General features: G+C 44.7%; 11 protein-coding genes. 1 reads left to right on the top strand and 10 read right to left on the bottom strand.

The annotated features are described in order from the left end of the window. Positions 1 to 123: 123 nt before the first annotated feature. The 8 genes from CH367_RS05055 to CH367_RS05015 form a co-directional block, all read right to left on the bottom strand. The gene (locus CH367_RS05055) at positions 124 to 2,106 is read right to left on the bottom strand and encodes an HD family phosphohydrolase (RefSeq protein ID WP_100761425.1); all 1,983 of its coding nucleotides are present in this window, start codon (positions 2,104 to 2,106) and stop codon (positions 124 to 126) included. Between the two features lie 165 nt (positions 2,107 to 2,271). Then, positions 2,272 to 3,666, bottom strand: coding sequence for a flagellar hook protein FlgE (gene flgE, locus CH367_RS05050; protein WP_100761424.1), 1,395 nt, complete (start codon positions 3,664 to 3,666; stop codon positions 2,272 to 2,274). 27 nt (positions 3,667 to 3,693) lie between these two features. Continuing rightward, positions 3,694 to 4,413 carry a flagellar hook capping FlgD N-terminal domain-containing protein gene (locus tag CH367_RS05045; RefSeq protein WP_100761423.1) on the bottom strand — a complete coding sequence of 240 codons (720 nt, stop codon included), beginning with the start codon at positions 4,411 to 4,413 and terminating at the stop codon, positions 3,694 to 3,696. A gap of 15 nt (positions 4,414 to 4,428) precedes the next feature. Next, positions 4,429 to 6,033 carry a flagellar hook-length control protein FliK gene (locus CH367_RS05040; RefSeq protein ID WP_100761422.1) on the bottom strand — a complete coding sequence of 535 codons (1,605 nt, stop codon included), beginning with the start codon at positions 6,031 to 6,033 and terminating at the stop codon, positions 4,429 to 4,431. 384 nt (positions 6,034 to 6,417) lie between these two features. Then, positions 6,418 to 7,059, bottom strand: a complete 642-nt coding sequence (locus CH367_RS20910; protein WP_208861981.1) for a hypothetical protein — start codon at positions 7,057 to 7,059, stop codon at positions 6,418 to 6,420. Between the two features lie 116 nt (positions 7,060 to 7,175). After that, complete coding sequence (locus CH367_RS05025) at positions 7,176 to 7,886, bottom strand: hypothetical protein (protein WP_100761421.1); 711 nt, start codon at positions 7,884 to 7,886, stop codon at positions 7,176 to 7,178. Positions 7,887 to 7,933: 47 nt separating this feature from the next. Next, positions 7,934 to 9,214 (bottom strand): hypothetical protein, encoded by a 1,281-nt coding sequence (locus tag CH367_RS05020; protein ID WP_100761420.1) that lies wholly within the window; start codon positions 9,212 to 9,214, stop codon positions 7,934 to 7,936. Between the two features lie 3 nt (positions 9,215 to 9,217). Further along, positions 9,218 to 9,769: a thioredoxin family protein gene (locus CH367_RS05015; RefSeq protein WP_100761419.1), complete on the bottom strand. Its 552-nt coding sequence runs from the start codon at positions 9,767 to 9,769 to the stop codon at positions 9,218 to 9,220. Positions 9,770 to 10,112: 343 nt separating this feature from the next. Here CH367_RS05015 and CH367_RS05010 point away from each other — a divergent pair, with 343 nt between their 5' ends. Beyond that, positions 10,113 to 10,487 carry a DUF1499 domain-containing protein gene (locus tag CH367_RS05010; protein WP_244284484.1) on the top strand — a complete coding sequence of 125 codons (375 nt, stop codon included), beginning with the start codon at positions 10,113 to 10,115 and terminating at the stop codon, positions 10,485 to 10,487. Between the two features lie 32 nt (positions 10,488 to 10,519). Here CH367_RS05010 and carB read toward each other — a convergent pair whose 3' ends face one another. After that, positions 10,520 to 13,840, bottom strand: coding sequence for a carbamoyl-phosphate synthase large subunit (carB, locus tag CH367_RS05005; RefSeq protein WP_100761417.1), 3,321 nt, complete (start codon positions 13,838 to 13,840; stop codon positions 10,520 to 10,522). Positions 13,841 to 13,882: 42 nt separating this feature from the next. Continuing rightward, positions 13,883 to 16,174: a sulfatase family protein gene (locus tag CH367_RS05000; protein ID WP_425268814.1), complete on the bottom strand. Its 2,292-nt coding sequence runs from the start codon at positions 16,172 to 16,174 to the stop codon at positions 13,883 to 13,885. Positions 16,175 to 16,233 lie beyond the last annotated feature (59 nt).

Genomic DNA, 16,233 nt, shown 5'->3' with positions numbered 1-16,233 from the left:
GATGTGGAGCGTGCGAAGCAGTCGTTCGAAGAACGACCGAAAGCGAAGCTGAAGCGCGGAGCAAGCCCGGCCCGCGCGATTTCGATCTGATTTTGTTTAACAAAAAGTCCGGCGCGGGAACGCCTAACGCAGATAACCGGAGTTATTCAATCGTTCGTAGACCTTTCCTTCGATGAAGATCTTTAAAAGATCCTGATCCACGTGATTCTCCCTTGCTTCCATCTGCAGAATGTCGAGGGCTCTTTCGACCGGAACCGCTCTCTTGTAAGGTCGATCCTTGTCGGTAAGCGCGTCGTAAATATCGGAGATCGTCATGATTCTGGATTGAACCGGAATCGAATCGCCCGCGAGTCCTCTCGGATAACCGGTGCCGTCCAATTTTTCATGATGTGCGTGTGCGATCGAAGGAACCATTTTCAAATCCCCGGTCCAAGGAATCTTACTTAAAAACTGAAACGTATGTTCTACGTGGGATTCGATTTCCTTTCTTTCCGCGAAATCAAGAGAACCTTTTTTGATCGTCAAAAATCCGAACTCATACGGGGAGATCAGATGCAGGTTATCTCCTCCGGTAGTCGAATAATTCACCTTTGCGATCTCTTCGAGCATTTGAAAATTAGATTCTTCTAATATGGAAGGTTCGTTGGAATCGACTACTATCTGAAACATCTGATCGAGTTTCTGGTATTCCACCTGAAGTTCGAATTCGAGAGAGGTTTCGTAATCCGCAAAACCCCCGCTTCCTTTTTTTTTCAGATAATCCGTTTTTTTCTGAAGAATTCTGGTTTCGATATCCTTCTTTATGTATTCGAATCTCCAACGGATCAGTTCAAGTTCGTAGTCTTCCAGTTTTTTAGACTTAACAAGAACCTTTTCCCGAACTCCTACCTTGCCGAAATCATGAAGCAAGGACGCATAACGTATTTCCTTGATCTGTTCTTTGGAAAACTTGATATCCCCGTATTTACCGTCGTTCACCGAGTCCACGGTTTCAGCCAAACCGACCGTAAGAATCGCGACTCGAAACGAATGACCGCTCGTGGTCGGGTCCCGGGATTCGATCGCGTTTACGGAAGCGGTTACGAATCCTTCGAATAGGGTTTCGATTTCCTGCAAAAGATTGTTGTTCTGAATCGCAACCGCCGCTTGGCCCGCGACGCTCATCACAAGTTGAGCGGAATAATCGTCGAAAGGAAGAATGTCCTTTCCCTTCATCTGATCCACGGTCAACTTCTGATTGAAATTTCTCTTTTTGTTGATGAGCTGAATGACACCCACGACTTCGTTTCTATGATTCTTCATCGGAACCACGAGCATGGATTTCGTATGATAATTCGATAATACGTCGAAATTGCTGTTGAACGTATATTCGGCGTCTTCGGGAAGATCGTAAACGTCCGGTATGTTTAGAATTTTTCCGGTGGCCGCGACATAACCCGCGATGCTCGACTTATTGATCGGAAGCAAAAATTCTTCGGTATCGATGTCCATCGATGAAATTTTAAACCTAAGATTGCGTATAAAACCGAGTTCGTCCTTTTCGACGAGATACAAGGAACCCGAGTCCGCGACCGCGATTTCCCTTGCGCTGAAAATAATTTCCCTCAGAAGTTTGTTGAAATCCTTTTCATCCGCGAGACTGATTCCGATCCGAGTCAGTTTTGAAATTTCGTATTTGGTCGTGTTGACCTTGTGCTGAAGATCGAACTGATCGGTGATCATCTGAAGTTGAGTGAACGCGTTGAGAAAGGTTTTGTTCAGAATCATATCCGAAGACGTTTCGGGGAGAATGGAAAAGATCAGATCTTCTTCGATTTTTACGTCGTCCGACTGCGTATAACTCAGCTCGTCGTTCAGGATAAAACGGCTTAAGATCAACGGATTTGTCTGGAATTGTTTATGAATTTCTCTTTGAGTTTCTTTGAGGCTGGAAACGGTTAGATAGAAGATAACGTTCAAAAATCCGATGGAATCCCGGATGTTTTCGGACTCGAAAAATTCTTTTAAACTTAGGAATTGAACTTCTAAACGAAGAGCGACCGGGTCGAGTCTTTTAGCGATAGAACGGGAGTCCGTAACTATGTATTTGGGGAACTTCTGACTCATTCTTACCAGGAACCAATGAAACTGTACTGGAAATATAGTGGAAAGAGAATTTTTCCCCGGACTTTGTAAAAAAAAGGAATGTATCTATAATTTGGAAAGAATGGAATTCGAATCCTCTTCGGCTCATCTCAGTCAGCCGAAGAGGAAATCAATCGGAGAAAATCCTTAACGTTTGAGACCGAGGACTTCCTGAATCATCTGATCGGAAGTGGTGATCGTTCTCGAGTTGGCCTGAAAACCTCTTTGAGTTACGATCATATCGGTAAACTGATCGGAAAGATCCACGTTAGACATTTCCAAAAGTCCGGCGTTGATCTTACCTCTTCCCTGAACTCCCGCCTCACCGATGTTTGGTTCTCCGGAGTTCATGGAATACGCGAACATGGTATCTCCGGCCTTGTCCAAACCTGCCGGGTTGTTAAAAACCGCGGTCGCGATTCTTGCAAGCGGCTGACGAACTCCATTCGAGAAAACTCCGGTGATGGTTCCCGAGTTATCGATGGAAAAAGATTCCAGATAACCCATCGTATAACCGTCTTGTTTTACCGCTTTAGTAGTGAAGTCGGATGAGAATTGAGTGATTCCGTCCACCATTCCCGCTTCGCCGAGCGCCAGATCGAAACTTTGAACCGCCGGGTTTCCGTTGATTCTAAAGGAAACCTTCGCGTTCAACTTACCGCTGTTCATCGAGTCCACGCCGTCGGAAACGTAAACGAGTTTTCCGTCCGGAGTAAATCCAAATTCAAGTTCGGTGTTACCGGGAAGTTGTGTGTTTTGTCCGCCGGTTCCGGCCACGTCGACCGAAAGCTGAGTCGCGTCGGTCATGTTCAAACGAGCCTTCCAAGTGTTATCGCGAACCTTGTAAAATTCCATTTTGAATTCTCTTTGAATTCCCTGATCGTCGAAGGTCTTAATCGTAGTTACGTGACCTCTTCTCATCTTAGGATCGGGATCGTTGATCATCGCCGTGATTTCTTCCTGAGTCGCGTCCGGAGGAACTGCAGGCGCCGAAGAATTCAAGTTCGATTTGAAATCGATCTGAGAAGTCGCTCTCGCCGGCTCTTTGGAATAAACTGGAATCACGATGTCTTCGATCGACGCGGAAGAATTGATGAACTTGTTTCCTTTGTCGTCGAGTCTGGAATTCCATCCCTGAACCTTAAGACCGTTCGCGGGGTTTACATAGTAACCGTTCTTATCGAGGTTAAAAGCACCGGCTCTTGTATAGAATTGTTTGTCCCCGTCTTTAACGATGAAAAATCCTTCACCGGACATGGCCACGTCCGTATTCTTCCCTGTGGTTTGAAGAGAACCTTGAGTCATGATCTTATCGATCGCGGCGATCAAGGAACCCAAACCCACTTGTTGAGGGTTCACACCTCCGATATTTTCCTTCGGCTCGGAAGCTCCTCTGAGCTCCTGGGAAATCATATCCTGAAACGTAACACGTTCGGTTTTAAAACCGTGAGTGTTTACGTTGGAGATGTTGTTACCGATGACATCCATGCGGACCTGGTGGTTTTTAAGTCCGGATACACCGGAATAGAGTGACCTCATCATAAAGCTGTTACCTCGATTATCCTTTGTTTATTCGTATGAATTACTTTTGTCTTTTCCGGGAAACTTCCAATCCGAAGGTTTTTCTTCGACGGTAGTTTTGTCCTTCAATTCCGGAGACTGTTCCGCGTTAGCGCCAACGGGTGCGGATTCCTTTTTATCCGATTTCAATTGAGACGCGTTAGGCGCCATTGCAGACGGAGCGGTAGAAGGAGTTTGTTGAGTCTGCGCTTGGTTGTAAGCGGCTTCCTGTTCTTTGAGAACCGTAGGATCGCTGACCAATGAGATTTGCTCCACGTCAACCGATCTTCCGTTGACTCGAACGAATGTCTTGCCTTCTCCGTCGAAGAAAAGAGCGCCCGCGATACCCGCGACACTTTCGCCCGTAACGAAGTCTGGACCGGAAACGAGTTTTCCAACGAGTGAAAAGCTCTGACGGTTTCCCATCTTCTGAATTCCGGTGGAGATATTGTTCATCTGTTCGAGAGAAGAGAACTGCGCCATCTGCGCGATGAAGTCCTGATCCTTAACCGGGTTCGTTGGATCTTGAGATGATAATTGCGTGATGAGAAGTTTTAGAAAATCGTCCTTGCCGAGAGCCTTAACGGTGGAACGAATCTCGATTCCTTTGAGACCGTTCTTCTCTTCCCTTTCAATATTCTCCATGTGGTTCCTAATATTGAAACTTCTGTCTCCTTCGAGATAACGATCTCTCGTTGCTTGTTGGCTGACGCCTGTGGTCTCTGGCATGATTTCCTCCGAAGCCTATACTTTCAGATCGAGCAATTTCTCGGTTTTCCCATCGGTTTTTTCCGAAAAACCGTGAGACTCTTGAGAATTTTCTTCGCCGAAAAGTTCATCCTCTTCGTAAAAAGAATTTTTGAAATCGGAGTTCCATTCCTCCCCGAAAGCGGCTTGGAAAGAATTTGCGTCCTTCCCGTTTTTATCCGAGTCTTGATTGAAGGAGAAAGATTCCTCTCTTTCCTTGACTTCGATGACGAGCGATTCGAGTTCGAGTCCGTTCGCCTTAAGATCCTGTTTCAAGTTTGCGAGTTCGGCGACTAACTGCTGTTTGACGGCATCCGATTCGACTAAAAGTTTTCCTCGAACGATATCTTTGTCCGTGGAAATCGAAAGGGACATCTGACCGAGATCTTTCGGATTCATACGGATGCTCGCTTCGGTTTTTCCGTTTTCGAGAATTTGAACCCGGGCCGAGCGGATCAGGTTTTGAAAGTTCTGTTGAACGTCCCTTTTAGAAAGAACGTTAGTCTCCTTTGATACGGAAAAATCCTTTCCGAGTTGACTCGGTTCTCTTCCCGCTACGGTCGGACCTCCCACTCCCTTCACCAAGGAAGAATAGGAATCGTTTCCGCCGGAGCGAAAGGATTGTTCCTGACCCGATTTGCCGGAAGAATTTTCGGAGAATTGATTGAGAACCGCGGTTTTGATCTCTTCTCTTGCGGAAGTTTTCAGATTCATGTATGAATCCGTTTTTTTATCTCTGCTGATCTTCCATTTTTCGGAATCGAGGGCGAGTTCTTTGGAAACTTCGATTCTCGCCTCTTCAGCGCCTTTCGAAACGGTTTCCTTGTTGGAAAGATTTTTCGTATTTACGTTTTCTTTGGATTCTTTTGCGTTCGTTTCGGTGGTTCTTGAAATTTCGGAAGCGGACTTGGTTTCGGATGATTTCGATTCTTCCTCGCGGATCGATTCTTCCCTTTTGGAGATCGGGCGTTTTACTTCTTTGGAGTCTTCGAGAGAAAGAAAGGATTCTTCCGCGATTTCCTGAAACGCGGCGTTTTCCTCTTCGAACGCGACTTCGCTTAACAATTCGGTGGATTCTTCCTTTGCGAAAAGGGTTTCGATCAGCTCGCTCGTGGAGGAAGGTTTTGATTCGAGGGTTTCCACGGAAACTTCCTCGATGATTTCGTTTTGTAGTTCGTCCAAGATCGCGGATTCGATTTCGGGATCGACGGTTTCGTTCGGTTTCGCTTCCGCTACGAGAAACCAGGGAAGCGCGGTTGCGTTAGTCGCTTCTTCAACAGATTCGAGTTCTTCCTCTTCTTTAGAGGTTTCTTCGGTTGCGACCTCGGCCTCGTCTTTTGTTTTTACGGATTCGGCGGTTTTATCTTCGATGATTTCTGTTTTTTCTTCCTTGTTTGTCGGAACTTCGGTTTTTGAAAACGTATTTTGAATTCCGGTCAAGGTTTCATCCAATCCCTTCTGCGCGGAACCTTGTAGGGATTTCATCAGATCTAAAAAGGAACTCTTTCCGATGAACGCCCCTATTGTCGGGAGAGTTGGAGTGTTGTCGGGATATTGTTGTGGTTTAAATTCTGAAATGGATATGTCGCCGGAAATATTCATACTGTGCTCCGCAGTATTAAAATCGATCTTTCACGAAATTCCTTGACGGTTTTTTAAATTATCTTCTTCCCTTTTATGATTATGTCGCGTTTCTTTTCAAGGGAAGAATGGTGTACGGGAACTCCTTCGTTTTCATCGGGATTTTGTTTTGAAAATGTGGGAACTACCACACCTTTCGACAAAGCACGGACGTAGTTCCAATCTCCTCTACCGAAAGAGTCTCCTCGACGCTTGCGGTACTGGAGCGCGCCTAAGCGTGCGGAAGAATTGGCACGAGGTTTGAGCGACCTTAGTCGCGCCTTGCAAACCGAGCGACAAAGCAAATGTGTCAAAGACCGGAGTGAGGGTTGCATGAGCAATCCCGAACGAAGCGAGGAGACGAAGTTAGTCGACGTAGCGAGTAAGTAGTAGTGATTTTTTCGATTTCCAAAACTGCCACCATTTTCTTTTGGTTTCTACATGTCTGAATTCAGTTTGAGCCTTTTCTTCTTCATTTCTGTTATCAATATATTCGTAATTATTAAAATCATCCAGTTTACCTGTAATAATTATTTTCTTATCATTGATAAATTTTTGGATCAAATGCACATGAAAAACGATTTCCGGATACAGGGCATTTGCTAACTTTATCTGCTCTGGCTCAATAAGATCAGATATATGTTTATCGTAATTATATTCTCGAGGACACGTTAAGTTTAATCCATAGCCTAAGCCGAGTATTTGTAAAAAAGAGTAGCCTTTACAATATAAATCATAAAGCGAAGCGATCAATTGCGGATAATTCTTTTCTTTATTAACAATACTATTGAAAATTTTGTTCAATCTCCACACTTCGTATTCTGACATATCAACATTTTTTTCAATGATTTTGAATGCTTCATATCTATTACTATTTTTATTGAAGTTTAGCGAAAGTAATTCTATATAATCATCGTATTTAAACGCATTTTCAATTTCCTTTGATCCATAAAGAAAAGCTTCAAACTCTTGCAAAGAAAGGTTTCCAACTATAAAGCTGAAAATCATTTCTTTAGTTGATTCAGGTAAATTAGACATTTCCGTTACATTATTAATTAGCGCTATGCCGCCTAACTTCTTCTTAACGACATGCAACTTTCAACATTCTTCTCACAAGCCATTCTTCACCGAAAATTCACTCGAAGCGGTTTGAGTTCCGCCGACAAAACCGGGATCGGAGTTACGACCTTCCCCAATCGAACAAAAACATTGCGTTTGGTTGCGACTGGAAAACCTTCGATCGTTTGAAAGTCCGTCGTAAAATGTGCGCCATTCGCCCAAGGACCGACAATGTCGGCGGTATAATCGTTACGAACCAGAAGACCTTCCCGATCAAAACGATACGATTGTCGTCTGCAATGAGTGTGCAGATTTTGCGGGAATTCCGCATCAACTTGAAAGCCGCTGTCCGCAAGTTCGAATTCGCGAACGCGGTAATCTTTGAGAGTAAAAGGAACGCTTAAATATTGAGTGATCGAGTAACCGAAAAAATACGAAGTGTCGAGCGGATTCCATCTTCTGTATTTTCGAAAACCGCGAAACGTTTCCCTGTAATTCGGAATATCGAACGCATCGGCGGTTCCATTCATATCAAAGATTCCTACTTTACCGTTATTGAATGTGATTTTCTTTCCGGGAATCGGATAATCTAAAAATTCGGCGATTAATTTTTTCGGAAAAACGCGCACATTACCCGGCATCGGAAAGGTTTTATGAAGCCCTTTGAGAATCGGAAGCGGACCGCCCAGGAATCCGAAAAGGAATTCCACGGAATCCAAACGATTCCAAAGATCCCATCCGCCGTATCGATGAATCGATTTTTCAAGAAGTGTCATAACGATCTCCGATCTTTCATTAAAATCGGGATCGTATCAAAAATCAACTATTTGCAGGCTTTCTGTCTGCGTATCATCTCGTTCAGTCTACCCTCTTCTTCCTGCGCGATATTGTGTCTTTTCAAAACGGACTCGGCCAAAGCGACCGCGGAAGAATCCTTATTCACACACTGGCTAAAAAATTCTATGGCTTCCGCACGAGTGTTCTGATTTTCCTTGCCCAAACGGATTCGATGAAGTTCCAAACGTTTTTCTTTCGTGGACAAATCCACGATCAGATAATCGGAATAACATTCCTTGATGAGATGATCCGGAAGATCGGTGATCGGACATTTTTTCTTTGAGGAATTCGGTTTTTCTATCTCGCGCTCGGAATCGGTTACGATACGTTCCGCCGCTTTCTGCGCGGTGGAATTCTCCCTTGTCGGATTCGGAATCAAGGAAGCCGTGTTTTTGTTTTCTTGATTTTTCGATTCTTCCGCTTTAACGGTTTCCGTTTTTACGTTTTCCAATTTTTCGGGAGGATTCATTTTATTTTCCGCGATCGGTTCTTTTTTCAAAAGCCTTTCGAAGAAATAATCTATCATAAAAATTGAATATTTTTGGATCTTATCCTCGTCATGAAAACTTAAAACCGCTTTCCTCGCGGCCTTCGACGTCCCGAGAATTTCCGCCTTATTGGCCTTGGACGACTCGAGTTGTTTCACCGTCGCGGCCAAACTTTGATGGAATTTTTTACGATACGATTGATTCCAGTTCAAAGCAGATTCCTTCAGAAGATCCTGAAAAAGATTGAAACTGCGATCGCGTTCCTTGAGTTTCTTTTGAACCATTTCGCGATAGAGTTTTTTTAGATCGTCGTCCTTCGGAGATTTCGAAGTCGTTTTAACGGGTTGAGGCGGAGGTGACGGTTCGTTTTTTTTATCGGAATCGAACCAGTTGTACACCGTGTTCAAAACTCCGTCGACCACCGATTGAAAAATATCTCCGATCAAAGAGGTCGGTTTGGATTTGTGATTCTTATCCGCCACAAGTTTACGATAGATCAGTTCGTATTCAAGATTTCTACTTTTCTGAAGTTCCGCGTATTTATCGGTAAGATTCTTCTTTAATATTCTCCAATCCTGATATAGATCTCCGCTTCGTTTTAGAAAAGGAGTCAAACCGTTCGTGGGAACGTTATCCAAAGAAGTTTCGTTTTTTCGAAACTCATCCCTGAAGTGATCCAAGGTTTTCGTTTCGATTTCACGATAGTGTTCGCTGATAAAATCCGCGTCTTGAAAGGATTCCGCGGCGATAGGAGTATGATCGGGTGTAATTGCAGGCAATGTTTATTCCTTCCACTTGATGGAACAACCCATCGAAGGCATTTGATTGATCGGAGCCGGATTTCCCTTTACGAGTTGATGGACCGCGTATTCAAGTTCCTTTCTCGAAACCTGTTTTTCGTTCTTCCAGTTGTCGTCCATTCTTCCGTGGTAAAAAAGTTTTTGATCGGAATCGTAAAGATAGATGTCGGGGGTGCACATAGCTTTGAGCTTTCGGGCCACTTCCTGGGTTTCGTCCACGAGATACGGAAACGGAATTTCCCATTCCTTGATCTTAGAAAGCATCACCTCGGGAGAATCGTCCGGATAATCGGGGCGAATGTTCGGATTGATAGCAACCGTCTTAACTCCGAGGGAAAGAATTTCTCCCGCAAACCGGATCAGTCTCGGCCAAATCGCTTGTGCATAAGGACAGTGATTACAGGTTACGACCAACAACAAACCCGTGGATCCGGAAATCTGATCGGAAGAATACATTTTTCCGTTGGGATCTGGCAATTGAAAGGAAGGTAATAAACTTCCCAAGGGGACTTTTTCTGATTCGAGAAGAGACATCGTTTTCGTCTTAGAGTGAAATCCCACTCATTTCATGAAATTATTTTTTTATAGAAAATAATAAGATTTTTACAAATCACTACAAATTTCTTTCGCTAATTTCCGTTTTACTGATATTCTTCTCCCTATGTTCCACCGCCATTTCCCCCGCTTTTCTTTTACATTTTTGTTTCGATTCTCTTCGGAACCTAACACGCATAAGTCGAACAGACCGAATTCATCCGATCTCGGAAAGAACGGCGTTCGTAAAAAAGATTCGATGTTCTTTCGAAATTTAGGGAAGTTCCCTTTTTGGATTTTGGTAACGTTATGCTTCTTTCTTGGGTGCACCGGAACAAGACCGATGACCCTCGGACTTCAAAACGGAAAATTAGGACTTTGTCCGGAAACTCCGAACTGTGTGAGCAGTTTTTGTCTCGAGTCCGATTCGGAACATTTTATCAAACCTTTGTCCTTTTCCGGAAAACCCGAGGAAGCAAAAGCGAGACTGAAGGCGATTCTGGCCGAAACCCCTCGAACCAACATTATAAAAGAGGAAGACAAATATCTGTACGTAGAATTTACGAGTTTCTTGTGGAGATTTGTGGACGACGTCGAGTTTTTGATCGATCCGAACGCATCGGTGATTCATGTACGTTCGGCTTCGAGGTTGGGAAAATCGGATTTGGGAGTCAATCGTAAGAGAATCGAAAAAATTCGAAGCGCATTCTCACCTTGAGAATACACATTCGAATTTCTGAATACGTTTTCTTAGAGAACCTTTGGCAGGGCGTGGATTTCCTGAAGAGAATGGATCGTAAATCCCTTGTTCTTCATCTCCACCATTCCCTTGATGAGCGCCTTAGCCGCGTTAGAGGTCGTTAGACAAGGAACCTTAAACCGAATCGCCGCCTGACGGATCGTAAAACTATCGTCTCTCGTAACTCTCGAAAGCGGAGTATTGATGATCAGATGAATTTTATTCTCCCGAATATAATCCAGCGCCGTAGGAAACACTCCGTCATACACCTTGTTGATCTTAGAGGAAAGAATCCCGTTGTCCGAAAGAAACTTATGAGTTCCGGAAGTTGCGATCAGATTAAAACCGAGTTCGGAAAGATCCTTGATATAGGAAAGAAGTTCGGACTTGGTCTTATCGTTGATACTTACAAAGACGGTTCCTTGAGAAGGAAGTTCGTCACCGGCCATATACTGAGATTTTAAGAACGCTTCTCCGGCGGTCGCCGCGATTCCCATCACCTCGCCCGTGGAACGCATCTCGGGACCGAGAATCGTATCGACACCCGGAAATTTATTAAACGGAAGAACAACTTCCTTCACGGAAACCTGAGAGAACGCCATCTCTTTCGGAAGTGGAAGACTTTTTAAAGGTTCTCCCATCATGATCCGAGTCGCGTATTTTACGATCGGATGTCCGAGCGCTTTCGAAACGAAAGGAACCGTTCTCGACGCTCTCGGGTTTACTTCGATGATATAAAGAACTTCTTCCTTAACCGCGTATTGAATGTTGATCAGACCCTTAACTTGAAGTTCGAGAGCGAGATTCACGGTGGCTTTGCGGATTTCGTCCATCATCTTTTTGGAAAGTGTTTGCGGAGGAAGAACACAAGCCGAGTCGCCGCTATGAACTCCGGCTTCCTCGATATGTTCCATGATCCCGGTTACGAACACGTCTTTACCGTCGCAAAGTGCGTCCACGTCCACTTCCACGGCGTCTTCCAAAAAGGAATCGATCAAAAGAGGACGATCTTTCGAGATCTCCTCCGCCTTTTCCATGTAACGATCGAGTTCTTTTTCCTCGTTGATGATGAGCATCGCTCTTCCGCCGAGAACGTAACTCGGACGGACTAACACCGGATAGGTGATCTTCTGCGCGATCTCTCTCGCCTCTTCCATCGAAGTTGCGATCCCGCTTTCCGGAGAATTCAGTTTCAATTTTTCTAATACTTCGATAAAACGTTTTCTGTCTTCCGCGCGGTCGATGGAATCGGGGCTGGTTCCGAGAATTTTAACTCCCTTTCTTTCCAGATCCTTCGCGAGTTTCAACGGGGTCTGACCGCCGAACTGAATGATAACACCTTCCGGTTTTTCATTTTGATAGATGCGGAACACGTCTTCGAGCGTCAAAGGCTCGAAGTAAAGACGATCGGACGTATCGTAATCGGTCGAAACAGTCTCCGGGTTCGAGTTTACCATAATGGATTCCACGCCTAAGTCCTGAAGAGCGTACGAAGCCTGGCAACAACAGTAGTCGAACTCGATTCCTTGACCGATTCGGTTCGGACCACCGCCGAGAATCATCACGGACTTAGCCGGAGTGACGTCGGATTCGTCTTCTTCATCGTAAGAAGAATAGAAGTAAGGAGTGTAAGCCTCGAATTCTCCGGCGCATGTATCGATTCTTTTGTAAACGGGAAGAATCTTTTTGGAACCGAGTTCCGATTCGATTTCCTCTTCGGATTTTTTAAGAAGATTTTGGATTTCCGTTTTCTTGAGATCGACTCGAAGAGAACCGTCGAGCAGATCCAGAATTTGTTTTTTATTCTTTAGAAAAGAAAGCTGACGATTGGAAAAACCGGCCTGTTTCATCTTGGAAAGAACGGAATTTCCCTTTTCGGAATATTCTTTTTCCAATTTGAGAAGGTCTTCCATCTGCCAGAGGAACCATCTGTCCACCTTGCATAGATCGTGGATCCGATCCACGGTATAACCCTCGTCAAAAGCGAGTTTGATGTAAAAAATACGTTTGTCGTTCGGGCGTTTCAAAAAGGAATCGATCCATTCCTTTCTTTGATCCGGGTTTAGACTTCTTGCATATAATAATTCTTGAAAGTATCCGTCCGAACCGAAACCGTAACGGTCGATCTCCAAGGAACGAAGAGCCTTTTGAAAACTCTCCTTAAACGTCCTTCCGATCGCCATCGCTTCTCCGACGGCCTTCATCTGAACTCCGAGCGTATCGTCGGTTCCGGGAAATTTTTCGAACGCAAAACGGGGAACTTTTGTTACGACATAGTCGATCGAAGGTTCGAAAGAAGCCGGCGTAACTCGGGTGATATCATTCTTAATTTCGTCTAACGTGTATCCGATGGAGAGAAGAGCCGCGATCTTAGCGATCGGAAATCCCGTGGCCTTCGACGCAAGAGCGGAAGAACGGGAAACCCTCGGATTCATTTCGATCACGATCACGTCTCCGTTCGCGGGATTGACCGCAAACTGAATGTTGGAGCCGCCGGTTTCCACGCCGATCTCGCGGATAATCGCGATCGACATGTCGCGCAGATTTTGATATTCCTTATCGGAAAGAGTTTGTTGCGGAGCTACGGTGATGGAATCTCCCGTGTGAACTCCCATCGGATCTATGTTCTCGATCGAACAGATGATGACCACGTTGTCCGCGAGATCTCTCATCACTTCGAGTTCGAATTCTTTCCAACCGAGAACCGATTCTTCCAAAAGAACCTGGCTGATCGGTGAAGCTTTGAGACCTTTGGAAACTACTTCTTCGAAGGTTTCTTCGGTGAACGCGATTCCGCCTCCGGTTCCTCCGAGAGTAAACGCGGGACGAACGATGAGCGGAAGTCCGAGTCTTTTTTTGATTTCGAATGCGTCTTTGAGATTGTTGGCGAGACCGGATTCGGGAACTCGTACTCCGATCTTTTCCATCGCCTTTTTGAAAAGTTCTCTGTCTTCGGCTTTTTTAATCGCGTCCACTTTGGCGCCGATCAGTTCGACGTTGTATTTTTCCAAAAGACCCGCGGTATTGCAGGCAAGAGCGAGATTGAGAGCGGTCTGACCTCCGACCGTGGGAAGAATTGCGTCCGGTTTTTCTTTCTCAAGAATTTTTTGAACGACTTGAACCGTCATCGGTTCCACATACGTGGCGTCCGCGAGATCGGGGTCGGTCATGATCGTGGCCGGGTTTGAGTTCAGTAAGATAACACGAATCCCTTTTTCTTTCAGGGCTTTCGCGGCCTGTGTTCCGGAGTAATCGAATTCACAAGCCTGTCCGATTACGATCGGACCGGAACCCAGGATGAGTACGGAGCGAATGTCTTCTCTTCTAGGCATACTAAAATTACAGATTTTTAGTTTAACCCTATCCTTCAAGCATCAATTTGACGAAGGAAGCAAATACTCTCCCGCTTTCTTGAATTTTCCGGAAGAGATTAAAAACGAAACGAGAGAATCCTTTAAGAAAGAACATTCTCCGATTGGAAGAGGATGTTCATTCCAAGGATCGGAGATTCGATCATAACAACGCCAAACCACCCCGTTCTCCGAAGGAACGTAGAGAAGTTTGCGATTCGCGTTCTGAAACATCCTGTGTTTGGAAACGATCACACTTTCTTTTGCGTAAGAATCCGCGATCGAAATCAGTGGAAGATCACCCGTCTCGATGGAATGCAAACGAAGAATATTGGGATAGAAAATTCTTTCCTTTTGAAAGAAATGATCTCCTCTATCGCTAAACCAAATCCCGGTTTCCCCATAAACGTTTCGAAGATCCTTCCAAGTCGCGGAATGGAGCGCAAAAGAAAGATCCCTGCCCGGACGATTTTTGACTTCTTTAGAAAGTTGTTCCTTTAAGGGAGAATGGAAAACGTCCGCCAAAACGTTTCCGAGTAAGGTCGGAAACAAATCCAGGGAACTACTGATACCGTTGAACTTTTTTCCCGCGCCTTCGTTTTTCGGAAATTTAATCAGAAGAGGAATGTGGGTCACACCCTCCCCTCTCAGATGTTCTCCGTGACCGTGGCTATGATCCGCTTCGAACAGGGATTCACCGTGGTCGCTCGTCAAAACGATCAGAGTGGAATCGTAAAGACCTTCTTCCTTCAAGCGAGTTACGATCTGACCGACCGCGTCGTCAAACGAAGCGATTCCAGCCTGAAAAAGTCCCCGAATCTGTTCCTGATCGGCCCTTGAAAGTTCCGAAGAATCGCTCGGGTCCACGAACTTAAAATACTTAAACTTTCCATAATATTCAGGATTTGTGAATTTCTTGTAATAAGGATACGGGGGGCTGAACGGAAAGTGAGTCACCGAGGAAAAGAAAACCGTAAAGAACGGATTTTTTTCCTTTTTTAACGTTTCAAAAAGATCGGGAAGGATTCTGGAATCGTCTCCGAGACTCGGAAGTCCTCGGAGGGATTTAAAATATTCTCCCGCACCCGGAATCGAACCGGTTACGATCGGCAAAAGAAGAATCTGAGATTCTAAAATTCTCTGAGCCGTAAGAGTTCCCGCGTGAAAGATCGGAGCCTTTACGGTTTGAAACCCCCAATCCGCTCGTGGAAAAATATCTCCCGCGAACGAGGAAACTACCCCCGTGCGATAACCCAGTTCGGAAAGAAAATACGGAATCGTTCTGGAAGAATTATCCGTCAAACCGGAACGATCCTTTGCGTCCGGAAACATGTCCTGAATTCCGTGTACAAAACTCGGTTGCCCGGTGAGCAGATCCGCCCAAGCGGGAAAGGTCCTTGGAATCGTAGTATGATGATCTTGGAATATTACGGAATCCTCAGATAAGGAATCGATATGCGGGGTCATTCCTTTTTTACCGAGGGAATATCCCATCTTATCGAAACGCAGACTGTCCGCGCTGATCACTAGGATGTTCGGAAGTGTTTCCGAAACCGGGGTCACGATCGATTTTGTTTCCGCCTTACCGTTCCAAAAAAGAATCCCTGCGGACAATACCACAAAAACCCCGCCCGCAATTCTCAGTTTAGAATTTTCGAATATACCGTTCGACAAATATACGATCGTAACGATCAAAACCCCGAGAACACTTCCCAAAAGATGAAATACAAAAAGGAAAAAACAAAAAGCGACGAAGACGACGAGTTTCATCCGATTCTTTTCTCGGATCAAAAAAACGGAATGTCGAACAACACAAAAACCTAAGATTCCAAGCGCGATCGTCTGAGGAATCCAAGGAAAAACCCAGTCCGTCAAAAAGAACAAAAAGAAACGTAAAAACGCGAACCGATAAAAGAAAAATTCTCCATAGAGTTGCGGATAAAATACGATCGAATGACACCAAAGAAGAAAAACAAAAACTCCGAAGATCCAAAATTCTCTTCGCAAAGAACGGTTTTCGGATTCGTTGGTCGTTTCGAATTCGCTTCTTTTTTTTGCATTTGCAAACCCGGAAGACAAAAGCAAGCCGATCGCTCCGAACAAGATCCCGCTAGATAATAAAGTTTGAATATAATCTTTTAAGAATAGAGGTAAAAAGGACAAAAAGAGGGATTTAAACTCGGAAAGGTCGACTCCCATGAACTGAAACGAAGAGTTCAAGAGCAATGTAACGAAGGAAATCCCCATCCCGATCGCAAAAAATACGAGATACGTACGAAACGACCTTTCCGCGAAGATCGTTCGCATTCTTTCCAAGATCGACTTAAACAATTCGTTCGGACTTTGCATTTTTACGAAAAATCATCTTCCGACAA

This window comes from Leptospira barantonii (assembly GCF_002811925.1).
GTDB lineage: Bacteria > Spirochaetota > Leptospiria > Leptospirales > Leptospiraceae > Leptospira > Leptospira barantonii.
Note: the sequence above shows the minus strand (reverse complement) of the source record. Positions and strands in the feature narration are given on the sequence as shown.